The sequence below is a fragment of the Devosia naphthalenivorans genome (assembly GCF_003056355.1).
Lineage (GTDB): Bacteria > Pseudomonadota > Alphaproteobacteria > Rhizobiales > Devosiaceae > Devosia > Devosia naphthalenivorans.
The window spans coordinates 1-26,144 of sequence record NZ_PYVW01000009.1 but is presented as its reverse complement, the minus strand read 5'-3'; the positions used below and the strand labels follow the sequence as shown (position 1 = coordinate 26,144).

The 26,144-nt window shown below is 61.3% G+C and carries 24 protein-coding genes; 15 read left to right on the top strand and 9 right to left on the bottom strand.

Features of this window, described 5'->3' with window-relative positions; translation table 11 throughout:
- Position 1: 1 nt before the first annotated feature.
- The 4 genes from plsY to ruvX all read right to left on the bottom strand — a co-directional run bounded on the left by plsY (position 2) and on the right by ruvX (position 3,497).
- Entirely contained in the window at positions 2–601 is a 600-nt protein-coding gene (plsY, locus tag C8264_RS12355; protein WP_425430679.1) for a glycerol-3-phosphate 1-O-acyltransferase PlsY, read from the bottom strand.
- 73 nt (positions 602–674) lie between these two features.
- Positions 675–1,985 carry a dihydroorotase gene (pyrC, locus tag C8264_RS12350; protein WP_108461294.1) on the bottom strand — a complete coding sequence of 437 codons (1,311 nt, stop codon included), beginning with the start codon at positions 1,983–1,985 and terminating at the stop codon, positions 675–677.
- Complete coding sequence (locus C8264_RS12345; RefSeq protein WP_108461293.1) at positions 1,982–2,968, bottom strand: aspartate carbamoyltransferase catalytic subunit; 987 nt, start codon at positions 2,966–2,968, stop codon at positions 1,982–1,984. Before C8264_RS12345 ends, pyrC begins: the two co-directional genes overlap by 4 nt.
- Positions 2,969–3,035: 67 nt before the next feature.
- Positions 3,036–3,497, bottom strand: a complete 462-nt coding sequence (ruvX, locus tag C8264_RS12340; RefSeq protein WP_108461292.1) for a Holliday junction resolvase RuvX — start codon at positions 3,495–3,497, stop codon at positions 3,036–3,038.
- Positions 3,498–3,566: 69 nt separating this feature from the next.
- On the opposite strand from ruvX, the gene C8264_RS12335 reads away from it, so the two are divergent.
- The 5 genes from C8264_RS12335 (at position 3,567) to C8264_RS12315 (ending at position 6,933) form a co-directional block, all read left to right on the top strand.
- Positions 3,567–4,091 (top strand): hypothetical protein, encoded by a 525-nt coding sequence (locus tag C8264_RS12335; RefSeq protein WP_108461291.1) that lies wholly within the window; start codon positions 3,567–3,569, stop codon positions 4,089–4,091.
- Positions 4,092–4,178: 87 nt separating this feature from the next.
- Complete coding sequence (gatC, locus tag C8264_RS12330; protein ID WP_108461290.1) at positions 4,179–4,466, top strand: Asp-tRNA(Asn)/Glu-tRNA(Gln) amidotransferase subunit GatC; 288 nt, start codon at positions 4,179–4,181, stop codon at positions 4,464–4,466.
- Positions 4,467–4,949: a GNAT family N-acetyltransferase gene (locus C8264_RS12325; RefSeq protein ID WP_108461289.1), complete on the top strand. Its 483-nt coding sequence runs from the start codon at positions 4,467–4,469 to the stop codon at positions 4,947–4,949.
- Between the two features lie 61 nt (positions 4,950–5,010).
- Positions 5,011–6,495 (top strand): Asp-tRNA(Asn)/Glu-tRNA(Gln) amidotransferase subunit GatA, encoded by a 1,485-nt coding sequence (gatA, locus tag C8264_RS12320; RefSeq protein ID WP_108461288.1) that lies wholly within the window; start codon positions 5,011–5,013, stop codon positions 6,493–6,495.
- Positions 6,496–6,615: 120 nt separating this feature from the next.
- Complete coding sequence (locus C8264_RS12315; RefSeq protein ID WP_205245673.1) at positions 6,616–6,933, top strand: hypothetical protein; 318 nt, start codon at positions 6,616–6,618, stop codon at positions 6,931–6,933.
- Between the two features lie 190 nt (positions 6,934–7,123).
- On the opposite strand, the gene tyrS is transcribed toward C8264_RS12315, so the two are convergent.
- Entirely contained in the window at positions 7,124–8,374 is a 1,251-nt protein-coding gene (tyrS, locus tag C8264_RS12310) for a tyrosine--tRNA ligase (protein WP_108461286.1), read from the bottom strand.
- Positions 8,375–8,526: 152 nt separating this feature from the next.
- On the bottom strand, positions 8,527–9,189 hold the full coding sequence (locus C8264_RS12305; protein WP_108461285.1) for an alpha/beta hydrolase: 663 nt from the start codon (positions 9,187–9,189) through the stop codon (positions 8,527–8,529).
- A gap of 285 nt (positions 9,190–9,474) precedes the next feature.
- On the opposite strand from C8264_RS12305, the gene C8264_RS12300 reads away from it, so the two are divergent.
- The 8 genes from C8264_RS12300 (at position 9,475) to aroA (ending at position 17,877) form a co-directional block, all read left to right on the top strand.
- Entirely contained in the window at positions 9,475–10,614 is a 1,140-nt protein-coding gene (locus tag C8264_RS12300) for a cysteine desulfurase family protein (protein WP_108461415.1), read from the top strand.
- 66 nt (positions 10,615–10,680) lie between these two features.
- On the top strand, positions 10,681–12,183 hold the full coding sequence (gene sufB / locus C8264_RS12295) for a Fe-S cluster assembly protein SufB (protein ID WP_108461284.1): 1,503 nt from the start codon (positions 10,681–10,683) through the stop codon (positions 12,181–12,183).
- 180 nt (positions 12,184–12,363) lie between these two features.
- The gene (sufC, locus tag C8264_RS12290; RefSeq protein ID WP_108461414.1) at positions 12,364–13,113 is read left to right on the top strand and encodes a Fe-S cluster assembly ATPase SufC; all 750 of its coding nucleotides are present in this window, start codon (positions 12,364–12,366) and stop codon (positions 13,111–13,113) included.
- 3 nt (positions 13,114–13,116) lie between these two features.
- The gene (gene sufD / locus C8264_RS12285; protein ID WP_108461283.1) at positions 13,117–14,349 is read left to right on the top strand and encodes a Fe-S cluster assembly protein SufD; all 1,233 of its coding nucleotides are present in this window, start codon (positions 13,117–13,119) and stop codon (positions 14,347–14,349) included.
- A gap of 109 nt (positions 14,350–14,458) precedes the next feature.
- Complete coding sequence (locus tag C8264_RS12280) at positions 14,459–15,679, top strand: cysteine desulfurase (RefSeq protein ID WP_108461282.1); 1,221 nt, start codon at positions 14,459–14,461, stop codon at positions 15,677–15,679.
- A gap of 14 nt (positions 15,680–15,693) precedes the next feature.
- Entirely contained in the window at positions 15,694–16,089 is a 396-nt protein-coding gene (locus C8264_RS12275; RefSeq protein ID WP_108461281.1) for an SUF system Fe-S cluster assembly protein, read from the top strand.
- A 53-nt stretch (positions 16,090–16,142) separates the two neighbouring features.
- Positions 16,143–16,523 carry a HesB/IscA family protein gene (locus C8264_RS12270; protein WP_205245672.1) on the top strand — a complete coding sequence of 127 codons (381 nt, stop codon included), beginning with the start codon at positions 16,143–16,145 and terminating at the stop codon, positions 16,521–16,523.
- 73 nt (positions 16,524–16,596) lie between these two features.
- Positions 16,597–17,877: a 3-phosphoshikimate 1-carboxyvinyltransferase gene (gene aroA / locus C8264_RS12265; protein WP_108461279.1), complete on the top strand. Its 1,281-nt coding sequence runs from the start codon at positions 16,597–16,599 to the stop codon at positions 17,875–17,877.
- Here aroA and C8264_RS12260 read toward each other — a convergent pair.
- The 3 genes from C8264_RS12260 to parE form a co-directional block, all read right to left on the bottom strand.
- Positions 17,874–18,941, bottom strand: coding sequence for a GGDEF domain-containing protein (locus C8264_RS12260; protein ID WP_108461278.1), 1,068 nt, complete (start codon positions 18,939–18,941; stop codon positions 17,874–17,876). The genes aroA and C8264_RS12260 overlap by 4 nt on opposite strands.
- A gap of 150 nt (positions 18,942–19,091) precedes the next feature.
- Positions 19,092–20,621 (bottom strand): DEAD/DEAH box helicase, encoded by a 1,530-nt coding sequence (locus C8264_RS12255; protein ID WP_108461277.1) that lies wholly within the window; start codon positions 20,619–20,621, stop codon positions 19,092–19,094.
- A gap of 311 nt (positions 20,622–20,932) precedes the next feature.
- Positions 20,933–22,954 carry a DNA topoisomerase IV subunit B gene (gene parE / locus C8264_RS12250; protein WP_108461276.1) on the bottom strand — a complete coding sequence of 674 codons (2,022 nt, stop codon included), beginning with the start codon at positions 22,952–22,954 and terminating at the stop codon, positions 20,933–20,935.
- 185 nt (positions 22,955–23,139) lie between these two features.
- Here parE and C8264_RS12245 point away from each other — a divergent pair, with 185 nt between their 5' ends.
- Both C8264_RS12245 and C8264_RS12240 read left to right on the top strand, forming a co-directional pair.
- The gene (locus C8264_RS12245) at positions 23,140–23,448 is read left to right on the top strand and encodes a hypothetical protein (RefSeq protein WP_108461275.1); all 309 of its coding nucleotides are present in this window, start codon (positions 23,140–23,142) and stop codon (positions 23,446–23,448) included.
- A gap of 584 nt (positions 23,449–24,032) precedes the next feature.
- Positions 24,033–25,553, top strand: coding sequence for an ABC-F family ATP-binding cassette domain-containing protein (locus tag C8264_RS12240; RefSeq protein WP_108461413.1), 1,521 nt, complete (start codon positions 24,033–24,035; stop codon positions 25,551–25,553).
- Positions 25,554–26,144 lie beyond the last annotated feature (591 nt).

The window sequence follows — 26,144 nt, the reverse complement described above, 5'->3', positions numbered from 1 at the left end:
CCTATGAAGCTTTCTTGCCGGAGCCGATCTTTGGCTCCGTGCCGGCCAGAAGCCGGGCGATATTGCTGCGGTGCTGGAAGAATACGAGGATGGCGAGCACGGATACAGCAGCCGCCAGCCATTCATCAACGACTACATAGGCAAAGATCGGTGCCGTCGCAGCAGCGGTCAACGCGGCCAGTGAAGACATCTTTCGCGTAAGGGCGATCAACAGCCAGACAGCGCAGAAGATCAGGGCGACCGGCCAGCTCAGCGCCAGCAGCGCGCCGATCATTACCGCAACGCCCTTGCCGCCCTTGAAATTGAGCCAGACGGGGAAGCAGTGACCAAGAAATGCTGCAATCGCCGCCAGGTAGAGGGGCAGGGCGGCAACGCCTCCAACGGGTATGTTCGGATCGTTCAGCAAGGTCCGCGCCACCAGCACGGCAATTGCTGCCTTGCCCGCATCAAGCACCAGAGTTGCAGCGGCAAGGCCCTTGTTGCCCGTCCTCAGCACATTGGTCGCGCCGATATTGCCCGATCCCACTGCGCGGATATCGCCAAGACCGGCAGCGCGCGTCAGCAGCAGGCCGAAGGGAATGGACCCGAACAGATATGCCATCAGCACGGTTATGATCAGGCCGGGAACGAGCGAGCCGCCCAGCAACCAGGGCGCAAACATCGACGCAAGCGAATCACTCATGGCCCTGGTTCTCCTCGGCATGGGTGTGAACGGTTTCGCCGCCCACTATTGTTCGCATCACCTTGCCAGCAAGCCGCGCGCCTTCAAAGCTCGTATTGCGTGACCGGGAGCGGATTTCCCACTCGCTGACGTGCCACGGATAGTCCAGATCGAACAGGATCAGGTCGGCGGGTGCGCCTTGCGCGATTCGGCCAGATGGCAGGCCCAGGATCTCGGCGGGCCGGCTGGTCATTGCCCGCAAGACGGTGAGGATATCCACATCGCCCGAATGAACCAGCCGCAGCGCGGCGGCGAGCAGGGTTTCCAGTCCGATCGCGCCGTCGGATGCTTCGGCGAACGGCTGGCGCTTGACCTCGGTGTCCTGCGGATCATGGTCGGAATGGATGGTGTCGATCGTGCCGTTGCGCAGTCCTTCGATGACGGCCTGACGCTCATATTCCGATCGTAGCGGCGTCGATAGTTTGAAGAAGGTGCGATAGCGGCCGATGTCGTTCTCGTTCAGCGCCAGGTTGTTGATCGACACACCAGCGGTGACGTTGCGGTTGCGCTTCTTGGCTGCGGCGAGGAGTTCGATGGAGGCTTCACAGGATATCTGCGCCGCGTGATACTTGACCCCGGTGAGCGCCGCCAGTTGCAGGTCCCGCGCCAGCGGAATGGTCTCGGCTTCGCGCGGAATGCCTTTGAGCCCAAGGATCGTTGCGAATAGCCCCTCGTTCATTACTCCGTCGCCGGTCAGGCTCTTGTCCGACAGGTGGTGCATGACGGTGAGGCCGTAATTGGCCGCGTAGCTCATCACCGCACGCAGCATGGAGCTGGACTGGATCGACTGCCGGCCATCGGTGAGGCAAACGGCACCGGCCTCCTGCAACAGGCCGAACTCGGTCATTTCCTGGCCGCCCAGCCCTTTGGTCATCGCCGCCGCGGGGAGGACATTGACCTTGCTGGTCGCCTTGGCGCGGCGGATCAGGAAATCCACCAGTGCGCCGTCGTCCACCACCGGCGTCGTGTCGGGCATCATCACAAAGCTCGTGACGCCGCCGGTTGCCGCCGCGTCGCTGGCCGATTGCAGCGACTCGCGATATTCCTTGCCGGGCTCGCCGGTGAATACGCGCATGTCGATCAGGCCGGGCGCGAGAATCAGCCCCTTGGCATCGACGACCTCGGCGCCCTCGGGAACGCCAATCGGTGCGCCAAACGCTACCTCGGCGATCACGCCGTCTACCACCAGCACGGCGCCGGGCGCATCCTTGCCGGAAGCTGGATCGACGATCCGGGCATTCTCGATCAGCAGCGGCCGGCTCATGAGGCGTCTCCCGAAACCAGCGCATCAAGCACCGCCATGCGCACGGCAACGCCCATCTCGACCTGATCGGTGATCACCGAGGCGGGGCCGTCAGCGATAGCGGGATCGATCTCGACGCCCCGATTCATAGGACCCGGGTGCATAACGATAGCGTCCGGTTTGGCATAGGCCAGCTTTTCGGCGTCGAGGCCATAGAAGCGGTAATATTCGCGCACGGACGGGATCATCTTGCCGTTGGCCCGCTCGTGCTGCAGCCGCAGCATCATCACCACGTCAACGTCCTTGAGGCCCGTTCGCATGTCGGTGAAGACTTCGGTCGCGAGGTGCTCGATGCCGGCGGGAAGCAGATTACGGGGCGCGATGACGCGCGTGCGCACATTCAAGGCGCCCAGCAACAGCAAATTGGAGCGCACCACCCGCGAATTGGCGATGTCTCCGCAAATGGCGACGGTCAGGCCTGAGATGCGGCCCTTGTGGTTGCGGATGGTCAGGGCGTCGAGCAGCGCCTGCGTTGGATGCTCATGCGCACCGTCGCCGGCATTGATCACCGAGCAGCCGACCTTCTGGCTCAACAGTTCCACCGCGCCTGCCGCCGAATGGCGCACCACGATGACATCGGGGCGCATGGCATTGAGCGTTGCCGCCGTGTCGATCAGCGTCTCGCCCTTGCTGACGGAGCTGGTCTTGACCGACATGTTCATGACCAGCGCGCCAAGCCGCTTGCCGGCGATCTCGAATGATCCCTGCGTGCGCGTGGAGGATTCGAAGAACAGGTTGATCTGCGTCTTACCCGAAAGGGTAGGGTGCGACTTGCGCTCCTGCCGGCTGACGGGAACCATTCGCTCTGCCCGGTCCAACAGGTCGATGATCTCGTGCTGCTTCAGATCAGCAATGGAGAGCAGATGCTTCTGATTGAAGGGTGGAAAATCGCCGGATGAACCGGCAGGCGTGGTTGAGGCTGTCGCCGCGCGTGTGTGGGCCATGCGCTCCCGTCCCTGACGTTTGCTGCGGTCTATCGGAGCACCCGGCGCTATTCAACAATTTGTTGAATTATCCCCTGCGTAACCGGTCCAGCGCACCCTGCAGGATGTAGCTGGCGGCCAGCTTGTCCACCACCTCTGCTCGTCGGTCGCGGCGCAGATCTGCTTCGATCATCATTCGCGTGACGGCCGAAGTCGAAAGCCGCTCGTCCCAGAACGCGATGGGGATGGTGATGCGTTGGGCAAGGCTGCGGGCGAAGGCGCGCGTCGATTGTACCCGCGGCCCCTCAGACCCATCCATGTTCAGTGGCAAGCCGAGAATGATGGCGACGATCTGGTTTTCGGTAATGAGCTGATCGATTCGCTCGGCATCCTTGGTGAACTTGGTGCGCTTGATCGTCTCCAGCGGGCTGGCCGAATAGCGCATGGCATCGCACACCGCCACGCCGATGGTTTTCGTCCCCAGATCAAGGCCGAGGATTTTCCCCGTTGCCGGGATGAGCTCGAGAGGATTGGCGTAGTCGTCTGTCACGGGGAGCTCGCTTGCCACAATGAAGCCGTCCTATAGGGTACGCGCCAGTTTGGCGACAGGAAAGCAGCAATGAAACTCACCTGGTTTGGCGGCACGACTGTTCGGGTGCATATCGGCGGGGTGATTCTGGTTGTGGATCCGGATGGCGCGCCGGCGGCTGTCGATAGGGCGGAACTGCTTTCGGGTGCTGATCGGGTGATCAAGGCGGGGGAACTTCGGTCCGTCGACTTCTCCAACTGGCGCCCCCGGAAGGTTGGTCGTCTGCTGGATGAGACTGAGGAAACTTCAGTAGATGCTTGGTCAAATGAGTCCGGCGCGATTCTGATCGAAGCTTTGGGCGAAGCGCCGCTTTTGCTAATTCCACACAGCGTGCCGCCGCTTGGACGTTGGGTCGAGGGTGCAATCGTGGTGCTTTTCGGAGGCGGTGGGCAATTGGTTGATCTCGGTCGGGCGCTGCTCGATGAGAGGTCCCCGCGCTTGCTGGCGCTGGCCGGCAACGAAGCGGCTATCGATGATGCCGTGCCGCGTCTGCGGGATCATCTGGACGGCTCGGGACTTGTAGCGCTTGAAGCGGGGATGGCTTTGGAAGTCTAATCCGGCTTATCAGCCATTTTCATTGTCTTTTTGCACGAGCGGTTGCTAATAACCTCCGCAAACGAGCCGCTGTTTCTGGAGTTTCTCATGTCTGTCGACGCCGCAACCGTGAAGCGCATGGCGCGCCTGGCCCGCATTCGCATCGAGGAAGACGAGATCGCCAGCTACCAGGGCGAGCTGAATGCCATTCTGGGTTTCGTCGAGCAGCTGCAGGAAGTGAATGTCGAAGGCGTTGAGCCGATGACTTCGGTTACGCCAATGACCTTGCGCCGCCGGGACGACCTGATCACCGATGGTGGCTTTGCCGAAAAGATCGTCAGCAATGCGCCACTGTCGGAAGACAATTTCTTCATGGTGCCCAAGGTGGTCGAATAATTGGCCGTCTCCATTTCCATCGAAACGCCCCTGCAGGACGACGTGCGCGGGCTGGTCGCGCAGCTGAACGATCATCTGCTGCCGCTGTCGCCGCTCGAATTCCAGTTCAAGATGACGGTCGAGCAGATGGCCGAGCCGCATACGACGCTGTTCGTTGCACGGGATGAAGCCGGCAAGGCCGTTGGCATGGGCGCACTAAAAGCCCACTCGGCTGAACTGGGCGAGGTCAAGCGCATGTTTACCGATCCACAAGCGCGCGGTCAGCGTGTTGGATCGGCGCTTCTGCAGGCCATTGTTGCTCTGGCCCGTGAAAAGAACCTGCCCATGTTGATGCTGGAAACCGGTACCGGTGACGGGATGGCCGAGGCCCACCGGCTTTATACCCGTAGCGGCTTCAAGCCGCGTGGACCGTTCCTCGACTACCCCGATAGCGAATGGTCCGCCTTCTTCGAATTGCCTTTGCAAACAGAGCAGCCGGCGTGACGCTGACCATCAATCCGATGAAAGCACCTGCTACCGCTGCACAATCTGAGCGAGATTTCCATTGACTGACCTCACAAAGCTGAGCCTGGCCGACGCCCGCAAGGGGCTTGTCGACAAGAGCTTCACCTCGACCGAACTCACCAGCGCCTATCTCGGCGCTATTGAAGCAGCCAATCCGAGCTTGAATGCCTATGTCGCGGTAACCGCTGACCAGGCGATTGAGATGGCCAAGGCCAGCGACGGGAAGCTGGCAAAGGGACAGGGCGGCTCGCTCGAGGGCATTCCGCTGGGCATCAAGGATCTGTTCGCCACCAAGGGTGTCCACACCCAGGCGGCCAGCCACATTCTGGATGGCTTCAAACCTGAATACGAATCGACGGTCACCAGCAATCTCTGGCGCGATGGCGCCGTGATGCTCGGCAAGCTCAATATGGATGAGTTCGCCATGGGATCATCCAGCGAGACCTCCTATTATGGCCCGGTCGTCAGCCCGTTCCGCGCTGAAGGCAGCAATGCCAATCTGGTTCCCGGTGGCTCCTCGGGCGGTTCCGCGGCCGCTGTTTCGGCTTGGCTCTGCGCGGGGGCGACAGCCACCGATACCGGTGGTTCGATCCGCCAGCCAGCTGCCTTTACCGGCACTGTAGGGATCAAGCCAACCTATGGCCGCTGCTCGCGTTGGGGTACGGTGGCCTTTGCATCCTCGCTCGACCAGGCGGGGCCGATCGCACGTACCGTAGAGGACGCAGCCTTGCTGATGACGTCGATGTCCGGGTTTGATCCCAAGGATTCGACCAGCGTCGACATGGCGGTTCCCGATTTCGCCGCTGCCGTCGAGCGGGGCGTAAAGGGCCTCACCATCGGTATTCCGCGCGAGTACCGGATGGAGGGCATGCCGGCTGAAATCGAGACGCTTTGGAAGCAGGGGCTTGATTGGCTGGTAGCCGAAGGCGCGACCGTCAAGGACATCTCCCTGCCGCACACGAAATACGCGCTGCCCGCCTACTACATCGTGGCACCGGCAGAGGCTTCGTCCAACCTGGCTCGATATGATGGCGTAAAGTACGGGCTTCGCGTGTCGGGCAAGGACATCACCGACATGTACGAACTCACCCGCGCCGCCGGTTTCGGCCGTGAGGTGAAGCGGCGCATCATGATCGGCACCTATGTGCTCTCCGCTGGTTATTTCGACGCCTACTACGTCAAGGCACAGAAGGTACGCACGCTGATCAAGAAGGACTTCGAAGACGCATTCAATGCTGGTGTCGACGCCATCCTGACGCCGGCAACGCCTTCGGCGGCTTTTGGCATCGGCGACGAGGCTCTGGCGGCCGATCCTGTGGCGATGTATCTCAACGACATCTTCACCGTTACCGTGAACATGGCGGGCCTGCCGGGCATCGCAGTTCCCGCCGGCAAGGACGGGCAGGGGCTTCCCCTGGGCTTGCAGTTGATCGGCAAGCCGTTCGATGAAGAAACGCTCTTTGCCGCTGCTCGCGTTATCGAGCGCAACGCCGATATGGACTTCTCGCCCAAGCCCTGGTGGTGACCGGCTCATTCAGCGCCACTTGATCGTGGCGCTGATCCGCCTTATCTGGCGTCCATGCACAAATTGAAATTGGTAGTGACTTCGCCGCGGGCGGCGTCCGGGCCTACAAGGGTTTTGCCGATGGCCTCTGACATCTTCACCTCACTCGACTGGTCCGAACCACCCAAGGACATGAGCAAGCCACTGCAGGCACTCTGGTGGCTCAAGAAGGGAAATTTCCGAGTTGGCCCCGAATGGGAGCAGGCCCATGTCATCGTGCAGGCTATGGAAGGCGTTCAGGCTTTCGATTGGGTCCACGCCCTGATGCACTGGATCGAAGCCGATATGGGCAATGCCGATTATTGGTATCGCCGCGCCAACAAGCGTCGCGCAACGGCAAGCGTAAGTTCTGAATGGGAACACATTGCCGCGGCGCTGAGCGAGGTGACGAGGCACTAGCACGTGGGCGCGTAGTGCCTTCTGATTGCCGCGCTCTTAGCTGTAGCTCCCCGATTACTCCCAACCACTGTTGCTTCCCCTGGACTTGATCCGGGGGTCTCTGGCCGCTTGTGCTGCGCTAGGAGTGGCCCGCGGATCAAGTCCGCGGGCAGCAACGGTGGCTTGGGCACCCCAGAGCCAATGGCCGGTATCAGACCGGCTTGATTAGCGCGTGGCGCTTCTTGCCTACGGACAGCTTGATTACGCCCTCTGACAGCAGCGCGTTTTCGCCTAGGCTGAGTTTGTCATCTTCGATAACCGCATCGTTCACCCGTACAGCACCGGATTGCACGTGCCGGCGCGCTTCGCCGTTGGAACCGGCCAAGCCGGCAGTCACCAGTGCGGCCAGGATTCCAACGCCGCCTGAAAGTTCGGCATGCGTAACCGTGGCGGTCGGCAGGGACAGATCGATTGCTCCCGACTCAAACGTCTGACGAGCCGTATGGGCAGCCTCTTCTGCTGCCGCCCGGCCATGCACAATGGCGGTGACCTCAGTTGCCAGCACCTTCTTGGCCTCGTTGACCTCGTTGCCACCCAATGCTGCGAGCTTGGCTATCTCGCTCAGCGGCAGCCGGGTGAAGATCTTGAGGAACTTGCCGACATCGGCGTCCTCGGTGTTCCGGAAATACTGCCAGAAATCATAGGGGCTAAAGAGGTCGCCATTGAGCCACACGGCGCCCGACGCTGACTTGCCCATCTTCTCGCCGCTGGACTTTGTCAGCAGCGGCGTGGTCAGCGCATAAAGCTGCTCGCCACCCATGCGGTGGTTGAGGTCGACACCATTGATGATGTTGCCCCACTGGTCCGAGCCGCCCATCTGCAACACGGTGCCATAGCGCCGGTTGAGCTCGGTGAAATCATAGCCCTGCATGATCATGTAGTTGAATTCGAGGAAGCTCAGCGACTGCTCGCGGTCGAGCCGCAGCTTCACCGAATCAAAGCTGAGCATCCGGTTGACCGAGAAGTGCCGGCCCACATCGCGCAGGAACTCGACATAATTCAGCTTCAGCAGCCAATCGGCATTGTTCACCATGATGGCAGGGTTGGAGCCTTCATAGTTGAGGATATTGCCGTAGACCTTCTTGATGCTCTCGATATTGGTCGCGATCTGCTCCACGGTCAGCAGCTTGCGCTGATCGTCGCGGAACGAAGGATCGCCCACCATCGAGGTACCGCCGCCCATCAGGCTGATCGCCTTGTGGCCGGTTTCCTGCAGCCAATAGAGCATGGTGACGCTGATCAGGTTGCCGATATGGATCGACGTCGCCGTGGCGTCATAGCCGACATAGCCGCTGATCGGTCCCTTGAGGGCGAGTGCATCGAGCCCTTCGGGGTCGGAGATCTGGTGGATGAAGCCGCGCTCGTCCAGAACGCGCAGGAAATCGGATTTGAACTTGGTCATGGAGTGCGATCCAAACGTGAGTCCCACCACAGGGTCATTCCCGCGAAAGCGGGAACACCTGTTTAGGGACCACCGAAAGAGAAACGGAGGTTCCCGCTTTCGCGGGAATGATACCGTGGGTGGAACTTGATCGCGGTGTCTGCGCCTGGAACCTAGCGCCCGCCGCCGGCGGCGATCTCCTGCCGGCGACGGTCGAGATAGTCGGCGCAACGCGTCGTCAGATCATCGATCTTGCCTTCGAAGAAGTGGTTGGCCCCTTCCACGATCTGCTGCTCGATGGTGATGCCCTTCTGGGTCTTGAGCTTGTCGACCAGCTTCTGCACCGAGGTCGGGGGCGCCACGCGGTCCTTGTCACCATGGATGATCAGGCCCGAGGAGGGGCAGGGCGCCAGGAACGAGAAGTCATAAAGATTCTCTGGTGGGGCCACCGAAATGAAGCCTTCAACTTCCGGACGGCGCATCAGCAACTGCATGCCGATCCAGGCGCCAAACGAGAAGCCGGCGATCCAGCAGCCGCGCGACTCGCGATTGATGACCTGCAGCCAATCGAGCGCCGCTGCGGCGTCGGACAGTTCGCCCACGCCATGGTCGAACAGGCCCTGGCTGCGCCCCACGCCGCGCGAATTGAAGCGCAGCACCGCAAAACCGCGCTGGGCGAACATGTAGAAGAGATTATAGACGATCTGGTTGTTCATCGTCCCGCCGAATTGCGGGTGCGGATGCAGTACAATGGCGATCGGAGCGTTCGGCTCCTTGCCTGGCTGGTAGCGGCCTTCCAGACGGCCTTCGGGCCCGTTGAAAATCACTTCTGGCATGGTCTTGTTCTTCCGGCCTTGTTGGCTCTGTTGGTGAGACTTTGCGACCATGCCGGGAGGTTCTGGCGGCTTGACTAAGCCAGTGCCCATCCCTAAAACAGGGGCGCAAATCTAGTTTAGAATAATTCGAAACTCGGTTTTTGGCCGTGTAATGGCCAGCAAGAGCGCCCCTTGTAATGAAGTTGGGCGTCAAATTTCAAGAAGTGTTTGGAGTCGGTGGCGTCGCAGCGCCCGGCTTCGGGCATGGAAGGTATGAATGGCGCGCATGCGCCGCACAGGACTTCGATGACCAGACCGGCGATCTACCTTGATCATAACGCCGCGTCCCCGCTCTTGCCGGAGGCGCGTGAAGCGCTCGTCTCCACTTTGGCGCTGACGGGAAATCCGTCTTCGGTCCACTCGCATGGTCGGGCCCTGCGCAACGTCCTGGAAACGGCACGTGGGCAGGTTGCCGCGTTGGCGGGTGCCGAGCGCAAGCAGGTTGTGTTTACCGGTTCCGCGACCGAGGCGATTACCCAGGCGATCGTGGGCGGTGCCAGGGTTTTTGGCTCAACGGCAGTGGTCATCAGCGCGGGCGAGCATGCCGCGGTTGCCAAGGCTGCGGAAGCTACAGGGTTGCCTGTGATCACCGTGGGCTTGCTGGCGGACGGCAGTATCGACCTCGATCAGTTGGCCGAAGTGGTTGCGCAAGCCGATGGCAATCTGCTGGTCGCGCTGCACTGGGTGAACAACGAGACCGGTGTGGTGCAGCCGGTCGGACGGATCAATGCGCTGGTTGGTCCGACCCGTCACACGCTGTTTATCGATGCCGTGCAGGCTTTCGGGAAGCTGGAACTGGATTTTGCGGCTTCGGCTCCCGATATGATGGCTGTGAGCGGACACAAGATCGGTGCGCCGGCGGGCGTCGGTGCCCTGCTGGTCAAGTCGCATGCGGACCTCGTCCGGCTCATCCCAGGCGGTGGGCAGGAACAAGGCCGTCGTGGCGGCACCGAGGCTGCAGCGTTGATTGCGGCATTTGGCGCGGCCGCCGCAGCCATCGCAGGCCGCTACTCGGGTACGGATGTGCCGGCACTGATCGCGCGGCTCGAGGCAGGGCTTGTAGCCCTGTCACCGGATCTGGTGATCTTCGGCGGCGAACGGCTTGGCAACGTGACCAATTTCGCCGTGCCGGGTGTCAAGAACGCCACGGCGATGATGGCTCTGGATTTGCTGGGTCTTTCCGTTTCGTCGGGCTCAGCCTGCTCGTCCGGCAAGGTTGGCCCGAGCCATGTGCTTGCTGCGATGGGCGTTGCGCCCGAGCTTGCCGAGTGCGCCCTGCGCGTGAGCCTGGGCTGGAATTCTACAGCCGACGACGTTGACGCGTTTGTCGCCGGTTACCAATCGATCCTTGAGCGCCAGCGGGCGCGGCAAGGGCAGGCAGCCTAGAGGGCTGCAGTTTTAGAAGGCTCGCGGCGACCTTGAATCGCCGCCGGGCAAAAAGGAGAAGCCGCAATGGCCGACTATGACGATATCCCGACGCTGAAGGACAACATCGATCGCGCAACCGTGGACTCCGTCCTGGCGCTCGATGTCGACAAGTACAAGTATGGCTTCGAGACCGATATCGAATCCGACATGGCCCCCAAGGGCCTGAGCGAGGATACCGTTCGCTTCATCTCGGCCAAGAAGAACGAGCCCGAGTGGATGCTGGAATGGCGTCTGGAAGCTTATCGCCGCTTCCTGACCATGACCGAGCCGAGCTGGGCCAAGGTGCACTATCCGCAGATCGATCTGCAGGACATGTATTATTACGCCGCGCCAAAATCCTCGCCTGCGCCCAAGAGCCTGGACGAGGTGGACCCGGCACTGATCGCCATGTACGACAAGCTGGGCGTGCCGCTGCGCGAGCGCGAAATCCTGGCCGGCGTCGAGCGCCCCAATGTTGCGGTTGATGCCGTGATGGACTCCGTTTCCGTGGTCACGACTTTCCGCGAGGAACTGAGCAAGGTCGGCATCATCTTCTGCTCGATCTCCGAAGCGATCCGCGAATATCCCGAGCTGGTGCAGAAGTACCTGGCTTCCGTGGTGCCGGTTTCCGATAACTATTACGCCACGTTGAACTCTGCGGTCTTCACTGACGGTTCTTTCGTCTACATCCCCAAGGGCGTTCGCTGCCCCATGGAACTGTCGACCTATTTCCGCATCAACGAAAAGAAGACCGGCCAGTTCGAGCGCACGTTGATCATCGCCGAGGCTGACTCTTATGTGAGCTACCTCGAGGGCTGCACTGCCCCGATGCGCGACGAAAACCAGCTGCACGCGGCGGTTGTGGAACTGGTCGCGCTCGACAATGCCGAGATCAAGTACTCCACGGTCCAGAACTGGTACCCCGGCGACAAGGACGGCAAGGGCGGCATCTACAACTTCGTCACCAAGCGTGGCGATTGCCGAGGCGTCAATTCCAAGATCTCCTGGACCCAGGTCGAGACCGGTTCGGCCATCACCTGGAAGTACCCAAGCTGCATTCTGCGTGGCGACGGTTCGCGCGGCGAGTTCTATTCGATCGCCATTTCGAACGGCTACCAGCAGGTCGATAGTGGCACCAAGATGATCCATCTGGGCAAGAACACGTCCAGCCGCATCATCGCCAAGGGTATCGCTGCCGGCTTCTCGGACAACACCTATCGTGGGCAGGTTTCGGCGCACGCCAAGGCCAAGAACGCGCGCAACTTTACCCAGTGCGACTCGCTGCTGATCGGTGACAAATGCGGTGCCCACACCGTGCCTTATATCGAATCGCGCAACGGCACGGCGGTGTTCGAGCACGAGGCGACCACGTCCAAGATCTCGGACGACCAGATGTTCTACTGCCAGCAGCGTGGCCTCAATGAAGAGGAAGCGGTGGCGCTGATCGTCAACGGGTTCGTTCGCGACGTGCTGCAGCATCTGCCCATGGAGTTCATGGTCGAGACGCAGAAGCTGATCTCGATCTCTCTTGAGGGAAGCGTTGGCTAACGCTGCCCCCTTATGAGGCCCCGTGGTGAGCCTGTCGAACCACGGGGTCGGAACCACAAATTCCGACACGACCCCGTCCTTCGACAAGCTCAGGATGAGGTCTACTGAAAAGTTCACCGCTCTGCTGGCGCTCAAAGCGACAAGGGCACCGAAATTGGAGACTGCACGATGACCACCCCAATCCTTGAAATCCGCAATTTGCATGCCCGCATTGAAGATCGTGAAATCCTCAAGGGCGTGAACCTCATCATTCCGCCCGGCGAAGTTCACGCCGTCATGGGCCGCAATGGTTCGGGCAAGTCGACGCTGAGCTATGTGCTGGCCGGCAAGGAAGACTACGAGATTACCGAAGGCGAAGTGCTGCTCGACGGCGAGAACCTGCTGGAGATGGAGCCCGCCGAGCGCGCTGCCGCAGGGCTGTTCCTGGCGTTCCAGTATCCCATCGAAATTCCCGGCGTTGCCACGATGACCTTCCTCAAGGCCGCGATGAACGCCCAGCGCAAGGCGCGCGGCGAAGGCGAACTTTCGACGCCAGACTTCATGCGCGCCGTCAAGACCGCCGGCACCGACCTGCACATCGACACCGATATGCTCAAGCGCCCACTCAACGTCGGTTTCTCCGGCGGCGAGAAGAAGCGCGCCGAAGTGCTGCAGATGGCACTCTTGCAGCCCAAGATGTGCATCCTCGATGAGACCGATTCCGGCCTCGACATCGATGCGCTGCAGGTCGTCTCCAAGGGCGTCAACGCGCTGCGCAATGCCGGCCGTTCCATGCTGGTCATCACGCACTATCAGCGCCTGCTCAACCATATCATCCCCGACGTCGTGCACGTTTTCTCCGACGGCAAGATCGTCGAGAGCGGCGACAAGTCCCTTGCACTTCAGCTTGAAGCCAAGGGCTATGCCGACTTCGACAACGCGGCGGCTTGAACCATGGCCTTTTCCGTTCCTGTCCGGCTCGGCGCAGCCGAAAATACCCTGATCGAGCAGCTCAATAGCGCAGGTGCTGCGGCGACAGCCGAGCGCATCAGCGTTGCCGGCCTGCCCACGCGGCGGGTCGAGAGCTATCACTATACCGATCTCAAGACCTTGCTGCGGTCGGTGCCGCCGCTTGCCGACCAGAACGACACTCTGGATGCCTTCCTCAAATCTGGCGCTACGCCGTTCCACGTCGAAGGCGCGCACCAGATCACCATCGCCAACGGGGCAGTGGCCTATGACGACAACGCACCTGCGGGCGTGATTGTCGGGAAGGCCGAGGGCAATGCACTCAGCACGCGTGACGATGTGCTGGTGCACCTCAATACGGCGCTGGCGAAGGAAAGCCTGACGCTGACCATCGAGAACACGATCGAGCAGGTCATCCAGATTGATCGCCGGATCGAAGGCGAAGCAGCGCACGTGCTGGATTCTGCCAAGATCTTCGTGGCCGACAACGCCTCGGTCACGATCCTCGAGACCCTGTCGAGCTCCGATGCGGCCCATGTGGGCAATCACGCGACCTATCTGGCTGTCGGCAGGAATACCGTGGTCACCCACATCGTGATCGATCTTTCGCCCAGGGCTGCGACGCAGTTCTCCACCAGCGAATATACCATCGCTGATGGCGCCAAGCTGCGCACGGTGACGATCCATGCCGGCGCGGCCCTGTCGCGCTCGCAGATCTTCGCCCGCTTCACGGGCGAGGGCGCCCATGGTGATTTCACCGGGCTCAACCTCGTCGAAGATGGCCAGCACAACGACATCACCATCGATATCCGGCACGGCGTCGCCAACACGACCAGCCAGGAGCTCTACAAGCAGATCGCTCGTGGCCGCTCCAAGGCGGTGTTCCAGGGCAAGATCGTGGTTGAGCGCGATGCGCAAAAGACCGATGCCAAGATGATGATGCAGGGCCTGATGCTCTCCAACGAGGCCGAGATCCTGAGCAAGCCCGAGCTCGAGATCTACGCCGACGACGTGGTTTGTGGTCACGGCTCCACCTGCGGCGAGCTCGACGAAGATAGCATGTTCTATCTGATGAGCCGCGGTATTCCAAAGGCCGAGGCGGAGACCATGCTGGTTCGCGGTTTCATCGAGGAAGTGCTCGATCCGGTCGAGAACGAAGCTCTGGCCGAGGCCTTGCACGGCGTGGTGGATCGGTGGCTGCTGGGCAAGGCTGGTTGACAAACTATCGGGTTATTCCCGCGAAAGCGGGAACCCCTGTTTGTCGACGCCAGCGCTCATGGAAAACGGAGGTTCCCGCTTTCGCGGGAATGACTCCGTGGAGTTGGATATGACCTTCGATCTCGAAAAAGTCCGCGCCGATTTTCCGATCCTGTCGGAGCAGATCCATGGCAAGCGGCTTGTCTATCTCGACAGCGGCGCCTCGGCGCAGAAGCCGGTGCAGGTGCTTGACCGGATGGATCATGCGTTTCGGCACGAATATGCCAATGTGCATCGCGGCCTGCACACGCTCGCCAATCGTGCCACCGAAGCCTATGAAGGCGGGCGCCTCGCCGTGCAGCGCTTCCTCAATGCCAGCCGGCCGGAGGAAATCGTCTTTACCAAATCGGCGACCGAGGCCATCAACCTCGTCGCGCAATCCTTCGCCGGTCCCCGCATCGGGGAGGGCGACGAGATTGTCACCACGATCATGGAGCACCACTCCAACATCGTTCCCTGGCACTTCCTGCGCGAGCGCAAGGGCGCGGTAATGAAGTGGGTCGACGTGCGCGACGATGGCAGCTTCGATCTTGATGCTTTTGTCGCCCAACTGTCCCCCCGCACCCGTATGGTTGCCGTTACGCATATGAGTAACGTGCTGGGCACCATTACCCCGATCAAGGCGATTGTAGCCGAATGCCACGCCAGGGGGATTACGGTGCTGATCGACGGCTCGCAGGGCGCCGTGCACACCAAGGTCGACGTGCAGGATATTGGCGCCGATTTCTACGTGATGACCGGCCACAAGCTCTATGGGCCCACCGGCATCGGCGTTCTCTACGGCAAGTATGACCTGCTGGCCGAAATGCAGCCCTACCAGGGCGGCGGCGAGATGATCGACACCGTCACCACGGAAGGCGTCACCTATAACCAGCCGCCACATCGCTTCGAAGCCGGCACTCCGCCCATCGTTCAGGCCATCGGGTTGGGACGTGCGCTGGAGTATATGGACGATATCGGCCGCGAGGCGATCGACGCCCACGAGCATGAGATTGCCCAATACGCCCAGGAACGGCTGACCCGCATCAATTCTCTCCGAATGATCGGTACGGCGCCGGGCAAGGGCGGCATCTTCTCGTTCGAGATCAAGGGTGCCCATGCCCATGACGTCGCGACCATTCTCGATCGCTACGGCATTGCTGTTCGCGCCGGCACCCATTGCGCCCAGCCGCTTCTCAATCGCTTCGGCGTCACCTCTACCTGCCGCGCCTCCTTCGCCCTATATAACGGCAAGGACGATGTGGATGCGCTGGTGGACGGCATCGAACGCGCCCAGAAATTTTTCGCTTGAGCCGCGAGGACCCCATGACCGACGAACCCGAAATCGCGCCAGCCCCAACCATTCCAGAGGCTCGGATCACGCCGAACGTCTCCGCTGCATTGCCCGAGGCGGAGGTGGAGCGCATCACGTCCGATTTGATCGGGGCGCTCAAGACCGTCTACGATCCCGAAATTCCTGTCGATATTTATGAGCTTGGGCTCATCTACAAGGTCGACCTGGACGATGACCGCAACCTTAGTATCGACATGACGCTCACGGCGCCCGGCTGTCCGGTGGCTGGCGAAATGCCCGGTTGGGTCGAGAACGCGGCCCGCGGTGTCGAAGGCATCCAGGATGTTACGGTCAACATGGTGTTTGATCCGCCCTGGGACGCATCACGAATGAGCGAAGAAGCCCAGGTGGCGTTGAACTGGTGGTAATCACCAGCGTTCCGTCATATATATCGTGAAACGCCGATAGACGAGGTATCTCCATGGCCTTCAAGATCATGTCCCTGACCGACGCCGCCGCCGAGCGCATCACGGAGATCATCGAGGATTCCGAGAAGCCGGTGATCGGCCTGCGCGTGGGCATCAAGAACGCTGGCTGTGCTGGCGTGTCCTACACCATGGATTACGTCACCGAGCCGATGAAGGGCGACGACCATGTCACCGACAGGGGCGTGAACGTCTGGATTGACCCCAAGGCGACCATGTACCTGCTCGGCACGGTCATGGATTTCGAACATTCCCGAATGAGCTCAGGCTTCACGTTCACGAACCCGAACCAGACCGGCGCATGCGGCTGCGGCGAGAGCGTTACGCTCAAGGCTGCGGACCTCAAGGCTATCGCCGAGGCGCGCGCCACGGCCTGAGCGACCCGCTCCGAGCCCGGCGGTATCTATCCAGTTGCGTAGCGGGCCACCATGAGGCATCTATCGCGCCATCATGCTTAGTTCGCTCCCTCCCGCCCTGACCATCGTTCCCCCGGCCCATCCGCTCGTCGGGCGGATTTCACCCCCCGGCAGCAAGTCCATCACCAATCGCGCGTTGCTTCTGGCGGCTCTCGCCAAGGGGACGAGCCGCCTTACGGGTGCGCTCAAGAGCAAGGACACCACGCTCATGGCTGCCGCACTGCGCCAGATGGGCGTGACCGTGGATGAGCCTGATGCAACGACCTTTGTCGTCACCAGCAGCGGCCGCTTGCAGCAGCCGGATGAATCATTGTTCCTCGGCAATGCCGGCACGGCGACGCGCTTTCTCACCGCAGCAGTGGCGACTGTCAGCGGCGAAGTCGTTGTCGATGGCGACGCGGAGATGCGCGTCCGTCCGATCGGGCCCCTGGTCACGGCTCTTCAGTCGCTCGGCATTGATGCAACCAGCCCGACCGGTTGCCCGCCGGTTACCGTTCGCGGCAATGGCAGCTTCGGCAATGGGCGCGTCGAAATCGACGCTGGCCTGTCCAGTCAATATGTTTCGGCCCTGCTCATGGCCGCCCCTCTGGGCGACGGCCCGATCGAGGTTGCCCTTACCGGCACCGAGATCGGCGCTCGCGGCTATGTCGATCTCACCTTGGCGGCCATGCGCAGCTTCGGCGCCGAGGTCGAGCAACGCGACGCTGGCACCTGGCTGGTTCGTCCGACCGGCTATGTCGCAACTGATTTCCACATTGAACCGGATGCGTCTGCGGCCACCTATCTGTGGGCAGCGGAGGCGCTTACGGGCGGCAAGATCGATCTCGGTGTTTCCCCCGAGGCGTTCTCGCAACCCGACGCCGCGGCGCAGGCGGTGATCGCACAGTTTCCCAACATGCCTGCTGTCATAGACGGCTCGCAGATGCAGGATGCGGTGCCCACGCTGGCTGTGCTCGCCGCCTTCAACAACAATCCCGTTCGCTTCGTTGGTATCGCCAATCTGCGCGTCAAGGAGACGGACCGCACCCGCGCGGTGGCGACGGAGTTGTCGCGCATTTTGCCGGGGCTCGGCACGGAGGAGGGGGATGACCTGCTGGTCGCCTCGGACCCGGACCTTGGCAGCAAGCTGGCCCATCGCATTGACCTTACCCGTATCCAGACCTACCACGATCACCGCATTGCCATGAGCTTTGCGCTGGCTGGTCTCCGGATAACGGGCATAACGATTCTGGATCCAGCCTGTACCGGCAAGACCTACCCTGAATATTGGGACATGCTCCAAGGCTTGGGCGTGGAGCTCAAGCCGGCGAGTTAGGCGGCGGAGGCACCGGCGCTGATTCTTTCCAGCACACTGTTCAGCTCGTCCTCGCTGACCACACGATTGCGACCGGCGCGCTTGGCACCATAGAGGCACCGGTCGGCGCGTTCGATCAGTGACGCTGCTGTGTCGGTCTGCTGGAACACAGCCACGCCGAAGGAAGCCGTGATCCGGCCGAGTTTCTCGTTGGTCGACCGCTTCAACAATTCCTTGGCCTGGATCGCCTTCCGAACGTTCTCGGCCACGATTACTGCCCCAGCGAGGTCGGTCGACGGCAGGACGGCGACGAACTCCTCGCCGCCATAGCGTGCCGCCAGGTCCTTGCCCTTGATGTTCGATTTCAACGTCATGGCCACAAGCCGGAGCACCTGGTCTCCGGTTTGATGGCCATAGGTGTCGTTGAAGCTCTTGAAGTGATCGATGTCGGCGATCATCAGGCTGAGCGGCGAACTGCTTGATAAGGCATTGCCAATCGCCTCTGCGAGTCCTTCATCGAAACTCTTGCGGTTGGCGATCTTGGTCAGTGGATCAAGCAGGGATTCGCGGCGTACATCGTCGAGATCGCGCTGCAGCCCGGCTATGTCGTCACGAGAATCCTGCAGCTTCTGTTCAAGAGACAGATTGGTCTCCTGCATGTGCAGCGTTTCCTTCAGCAGCCGCTTGGCGAGGGCGCTGATCGCCGCTGGTGATATGGTTTTTTCGAGGTCGCCAGTCGCCGCTTCGAGCGAGCCTGAATAAGCATGCGCGGTCAACAGGGCCGCGTCGATGGCATGATGGACCGCTTCGATGCGGTCGTGCATCCGCTGTGAAACATGGTTCATCCGATCGTTCACATCGGACTTCAGGAACTCGTTGTAGAGCGTTTCAGCAAGATCGGCGTCCGGCGATCCGCCGTCCCGGAATATCGCATTGATGCGATTGTTCAGGTCTGGGTTGACGCCAGTAGAATAAGTGTAAAGTAGTTCGTAGAACTGCGGATAGGGTGGAATGCCACTGCGCCGCAGAAGATCAAGTGCTGCATTGGCATAGCCGAGCGCCCGCTTATATTCCTGCTCCGACACCAGAACCCCTCACGCGTCGATATTCGGAATCGACACGGCAGTTGTCTGCACCCGCCGATCAGCAGAATACTTCTATCGCTTCGGTGTTAAGGAATACAACACCAAGACGGAGCGCCGAAGATTGCCTTGCACAGCAATCTTCAAGTTCAGCTAGCCTGCGATACGGACGGGGCGCAACAAGAAGGCTGGAATCGGGCCGTCATTGCCAAAAGGCGAGTTGCTGACGTCTTCGGTCTCTGCATCACGGTCTTCGGTTGGACGACGTGTGCGCTGCCGGCGGGAGCGTTCTTGTTCCCGGGCGGGCGGGGTGTCTGCCTGCTCGGAAGCAACTGGCGAAGGAGCTTCAATTGCCTGAACGGCCTCGGCCACTGGTCGCGTGCGCTGCCGGCGTGGACGTTCCTGTTCAGAAGCGGGTTTGCTCGGCGACTGCTCTGCTGGCTGGACCTCTGTTGCCTCGGCTGCGGCAGCAACCGGACGCGTGCGCGCTCCGCCGCGGCGGGTGCGAGTCGGGCGAGCCGAGCGCTCCTCCTTGGGCTCTTCGGCTTCCACGGCTGTGGCTTCCATCCATTCGATCGGTTTCTGGATCAGCTTGACGATGGCATCGAGGTGCTTGCTGTCGGCGGGGCCGACAAGCGTGTAGGCCACACCCGAACGGCCTGCGCGACCCGTGCGACCGATCCGGTGCACGTAATCTTCGGCATGAACCGGAACGTCGAAATTGAAGACGTGGCTCACTGCGGGGATGTCGAGCCCGCGTGCGGCAACGTCGCTGGCCACCAGCAGGGTCAGCCGATTGTTCTTGAAGGCGTCGAGCGTGTCGGTGCGGCTCTTCTGGTCCATGTCGCCATGCAGCCCGCCGGCGCTGAATCCATGCCGCTCCAGTGAGCGCGCCAAGGTCGCCACGTCGCGCTTGCGATTGCAGAAGATGATCGCGTTGGTCAGCCCTTCGGCCGAATGTATCAGGTCGCGCAGCTTGGCGCGTTTTTCATCGGGCTTGGATGGGACATGGACCAGCTTCTGGTCAATAGTGTCGGCCGTCGAGCTCTGGCGGGAAACCTGAACGTGCACAGGGTCCTTGAGGAACTTCTTGGTCAGCCGCTCGATCTCAGACGACATGGTCGCCGAGAACAGCATGGTCTGGCGGCGCACCGGCAGGCGCGAGCAGATCTTTTCGATGTCGTCGATAAAACCCATGTCGAGCATGCGGTCGGCTTCGTCGATGACGAGGATTTCGACGCCATTGAGCATGATCTTGCCGCGCTCGATCTGATCGAGGAGTCGGCCGGGCGTGGCGATCAGAACGTCGACGCCGCGATCAAGCTTCTTGTTCTGGTCTTCAAAGGAAACGCCGCCAATGATCAGCGCCATCGAGATCCGGTGGTTCTTGCCGTACTTCTCGAAGTTCTCCGCGACCTGCGCAGCGAGTTCGCGCGTCGGCTCGAGAATAAGCGTGCGGGGCATGCGAGCGCGGGCGCGGCCGTTTTCCAGCAGCGTCAGCATGGGCAGCACGAAAGACGCCGTCTTGCCGGTGCCGGTCTGTGCAATGCCGATAATGTCCTTCTTCTGAAGAACATGCGGGATTGCCTGTGCCTGGATTTCGGTTGGCTTGGTGTAACCGGCTGCGGTGACCGCGTCGGTTACTTTGGTTGAAAGGCCAAGCCCGGAAAAATCGTCGCTCAAATCTGCTAATCCAATATTAGGGCAGCCCGGGGCCAGTTCCGCATCGAACTATTCGAACGGTACACCGGGTCGTCAGTTGCGGGCATAACATCCTGAAAAGCGCACGCGCCCGCGAACTGGAGCGGCCACCGGACGGGATGCAAGACCTGCAGAAACGACGGAGTGGCCCTGAGGCCCCTTCAGCATCTGCCGACCGTGTCAATAAAACGGCCGTCAAGCCGGAGAAGCTTCACCGGCGCGGACCATAGCGCAAAGACCTTGTCTGTCAACGGCCTTGCCGTTTTTGTGCTTAATTGGGACAGCGCAAGTCTTCAGATATCGAGGTCGGTGACGAAGGCGGCGTTCTCCTGGATGAAATCGAACCGCGCTTCCGGCTTGGTGCCCATCAGGCGGTCGACGCTGATCCGCGTTGCATCCAGATCGTCCCTGATCTTCACCTGAAGCAGCGTGCGCGACTTCGGTGACATGGTCGTTTCGCGCAGATGCGCAAACGGCATTTCGCCAAGGCCCTTGAACCGGGTGATGTCGACCTTGCCCTTGCCGGTAAACTCGGCCGCCATCAACTCGTCCTTGTGCAGGTCATCGCGAGCATAGAGCGTTTTGCCGCCCTGGGTGATGCGATAAAGCGGAGGCAGGGCGAGGTACAGATGCCCGCCATCGATGAGCTTGGGCATTTCCTGGAAGAAAAACGTCATCAGCAATGAAGCGATATGGGCGCCGTCCACGTCGGCGTCGGTCATGATGATGATCTTGTCGTAGCGCAGATCGTCTTCGCGATAGCGGTCACGCGTGCCACAGCCGAGCGCCTGGATCAGATCGGAGATCAGCTGGCTCGCCTGCATCTTCTCGCGGCTTGCGCCGGCAACGTTGAGGATCTTGCCACGCAGCGGCAGCACGGCCTGGCTCTGGCGATTGCGCGCCTGCTTGGCGCTACCGCCTGCCGAGTCGCCTTCGACGATGAAAAGTTCGGCGCCCTGTGCCGCCGTTTGCGTGCAATCGGCCAGCTTGCCGGGCAAACGCAATTTGCGCGTGGCGCTGGCGCGGTCGATTTCCTTTTCCTTGCGGCGGCGCAGGCGCTCTTCGGCGCGCTCCACGGCCCAATCCAGCAACTTGCCAGCCTGGTTGGGCGAGGCGGCCAGCCAATGATCGAAAGCGTCGCGCAGGGCAGTGTCCACGATGCGCGTGGCTTCGCCCGACGCCAGCTTGTCCTTGGTCTGGCCGACGAATTCGGGTTCGCGCACGAAGACCGACAGCATGGCGCTGCAATGGGCGAAAACGTCTTCCGCAGTCAGGATGGTGGCGGCCTTGTTCTTGGTCAGCTCCGCATAGCCCTTGAGACCACGCAGCAGCGCCAGCCGCAGGCCGGCCTCATGCGTGCCGCCATCGGGCGTGGGCACGGTGTTGCAATAGGAGGAAACCCCGCCATCGCCCAAGGTCCAGGCAATTGCCCATTCCACTGCGCCGTGGGTGCCGGGCTTGCCGTGGCTGCCGGCGAACAGCTCATCGACGATCCGCGTCTCGCCCTCGATACGGGCGGTCATGAAATCCTTGAGACCGTCGGGATAATGGAAGACCGCCTTCGCCGGGGCATCTTCGGTAACGAGGTTTTCGTCGCAGCTCCAGCGTAGTTCCACGCCGCCGAACAGATAGGCCTTGGCCCGCGTCATGCGGAACAGGCGCGCAGCGGAGAAATGCGCAGTATCGCCAAAGATCTGCGCATCTGGATGGAAGCGGGTCGTGGTGCCGCGGCGGTTGTTCACCCGGCCGACGACTTCCACCTTGGTCTGGGGAATGCCGCGCGAATAGGTCTGGCGATACAGCACCTGGTCCCGCGCAACTTCCACGATCAGATCGTCGGACAGCGCGTTGACCACCGAAACACCAACGCCATGCAGGCCGCCGGAGGTTTCATAGGCCTTGGAGTCGAACTTGCCGCCGGCATGCAGCTTGGTCATCACCAGCTCCAGCGTCGACATGTCCGGGAATTTCGGGTGTGGCTCGACGGGCATGCCGCGGCCATTGTCCGAGACGGTGACATAGCCGTCGGCGCCGACATGCACCTCGATGCGCGTGGCATGACCGGCAATGGCCTCGTCCATCGAGTTGTCGATGACTTCGGCAAACAGATGGTGCAGGGCATTGGCGTCGGTGCCACCGATATACATGCCGGGGCGGCGGCGGACCGGCTCAAGCCCCTCCAGAACCTCGATGTCCGCTGCGGAGTAGGACCCGGGCGCGGCGGCCGACTTGGGTGCCAGCTTTGGCGCCTCGGTCTTGGCGCGCTGGGGCTCGACTTCGATCGAGCCGCCGAAAAGGTCTTCTGCTTGCGACATTCATGTTCCGTTTCTGTACCCGAATCGGGCGAGGTCAACTTCTACCATATTGGGGCAGGCGGGTTGAAACCCAGGGCAGGGTTTGCTGCAGCCTTCGTACTATAGCAACTGCGCTCTTAGCCATGCGTTTACGTCAGCAAAGTGTTACCCGTGACAGTGTCGGATCGTGTCCGGAGGAGGCTAAGGTGAGATTTCTGAAGATTGCGCTGGCGGCATTGCTGTTTGCTACGCCGTCGGTGTCACACGCTCAAGGCTTTGGCATCTTTTTCGGGGACGAACCTTCTGATCTGCATCGACGCGATCCGCGCCTGCCGATGTGCATGACCGATCGGCAGATCCGCAATGCCATCGCTGACCTCGGATATGAGGACATCGCGCTCAATGTGCAGCATGAAGACAACATCCAGGTTCGGGCTACGCGGGGCGGCGTCATCTATCTGATCGACTTCAACGCATGCACCGGGGAGATCGAGGGTCGGGACCGCCTGCGCTGATCCCGCCACGGAACAGAACCGTCCCAAGATTGGGCGGCGGGTTTACGTTCCGTTTGCTTCTTGAAAGCACTTTCTTAAACGCAAGGGCGTAGAACAACTGACATACGGTCTTTTGTTTGGAGTTGCCGTATGCGAGCCGGCCGGGATCTTCGTACTGCGTATCAATCCCCATCTGGTTCACCTGCCGTCATCCATTGGCCGCAAGCCGGGTTTATTGGTATTGCGTACCGGCTGGCCAAGCTTTCCGTCCCGCGTATTGGGGCGTTGTTTTTGGCGTCTGTCCTATTCTACCTGGTCTAATCCTGCTGCGAATTGATTTTCGCGGCGGGTTTGGCTATGGCTGGTATATGGCCAGCACCAAGCGAAGGGAGGGCTCCATGATCGAAATGTTCGAGCACCGTTCGCGTGGCCCCGTCCAGGCCCTGTGGCTCAAGCTGCAGGGCTGACCAGGACCTGGTACGGACGTTTCTTCCTGTCTTTCCCATTCCGGTTTGCCCTTCGTGGTGGCTCGGGCGCTTGCGCCGGCCACCTCCCAATCGGCAATGGCGCGCTGCACGGCAGCCGCCGCACCCAGTGAGATCAAGATGGGCTCGATCAGCCTCCGCAATGCCGGCCTTGTGGCCACCGAAACACTGTTTTCCAATCTGAACTTCGTCATCGGCGATGGCGACCGTGTCGGTCTCGTCGCCGGGAACGGACGCGGCAAGACGACCTTGCTCAAGGCCATGGCCGGGCAGGGTGAGTTGACCTCCGGCGACATCGTCCGCTCGCGAGGGCTGCAGGTGGGCTATGTCGAGCAGGACATGCCGGCCGAGAGCATGGGCCTGACGCTTTACGAGGCTGTGCTGGAGGCGCTGCCTGTGGCGGAGCGCGAGACTGATAGTTGGCGGGTCGATGTGGTGCTGGACGAATTCCAGGCGCCTGAGGCGATGCGTCACCGCAAGCTGAACGAGTTGAGTGGCGGTTGGCAGCGCATTGCGCTGATCGCGCGCTGCTGGGTGCTGCAGCCGGATGCCCTGCTGCTGGATGAGCCGACCAACCATCTGGATTTGGGCAAGCTGGTGCAGTTGGAGAACTGGATCAACGAGGCGGCGCGCTATATCCCCGTGATTATAGCCAGCCACGACAGGCAGTTCCTCGACGCTACGACCAACCGCACGCTGTTCCTGCGGCCGGACGCGTCGCATTATTTCGCGCTGCCCTACAGCAAGGCGCGGCTTGCCCTGGCTGAGATCGATGAAGCCGCGGAAGCCAAGCGCGAACGGGATCTGAAGGAGGTTAGCCGGTTGCGCAAGCAGGCATCCAAGCTCACCAATATCGGCATCAACTCGGGCAGCGACCTTCTGGTGGTGAAGTCGAAATATCTGCGCGAGCGGGCCGAGAAGATCGAGACAGCGGTCCATGCGGTGCACAAGGAGCGCAGTGGCGAGATCAGGCTGGGCAATAGCGGTGCCCAGGCGCGGGTGATGGTCGCGGTGGAGGATGTCGAGGTCACGACACCTGCCGGCGACAGGCTGTTCCGGATCGACAAGCTGCACATCTTCCAGGGTGACCGGCTGGTGATCATGGGACGGAACGGCACGGGCAAGTCGCAGTTCATGGGGCTGCTGCACCGCGCAATGAACGGGAGCGAGACACCGGGCATCCGCATCAGCCCGCAGGTGGTGCCGGGTTATGTCGACCAGGCGATGAGCTTCCTGCCCGACAAGCGTTCGCCGCTCGACTACATCACCTCGGCATTCGACGAGGGTGATCAGAGAAGCAAGAGCCTGTTGGCCGCGGCAGGGTTTCAGCTGGAGAAGCAGGATCGGCCGATCAGCCAACTTTCGTTCGGGCAGCGGGCCCGGCTGGGGCTGCTCGCGATGCGCTTGCTGCAGCCCAATTTCTACTTGCTGGATGAACCCACCAACCATGTGGACATCGCGGGGCAGGAGCGGCTGGAGGAGGAGATCCTGGCACATGGCGCTACGTGTATCCTCGTGTCGCATGACCGGAGTTTCGTGCGTGGGTTGGGCAGCCGGTTTTTGATGATCGATGGCAGGAGGCTCAGGGAGGTTGAGAGCCCTGAAGGCTTCTTCGCCGAGATGGCGGGTGAGATGGGGTAGCGGCAAGACGTGCCAAAGCGCCGCCCGAGCCTGAAACCCTGCGGTTGATGGGTCGGTGTTCGCCGCAGAAGGCTGCGACATGGGGCGAGGTTCGTCCCGGTGCCGGTCGTCCGGCAAAATTGGTAGAGGTGGAACCCACCTCGCCCCATGTTTCCGGGGGCTCTATGGAGTAAGGACCGTCTGCGGCTAGTCGCCCGTGCCGAAAGTCACACCGGGGGCTTTAATCGGTGCCAGATCATCCTTGTGCCACAGGAGATGGAGCGACCCCCATCTCACCCGGCATTCCCGCACCGACCGTTCGTCGCGACCGCGCAGCATGTGCGGGAATGGGGGGATGATGACATGACCCCGTGGGTGAGGGGAGAAGGGGGATAAGTTGGCGCTGACATCAGAACACACGCGATGTCATCCCGGCGCAGGCCGGGAGGTGGACTCACGTTTGAAGTGCAACACGGTTAGAGAAGCTGGAGAAGACCTCATTTGGGGTTTGGAAGTCGAGACATTTTCGCGGGGTGTTGTTGTAGAGGGCGACAATGGTTTGCAGGTGCTCGTCGGTGATGGTTGCCAGGTCGGATTTTCGCGGCAGCCTGC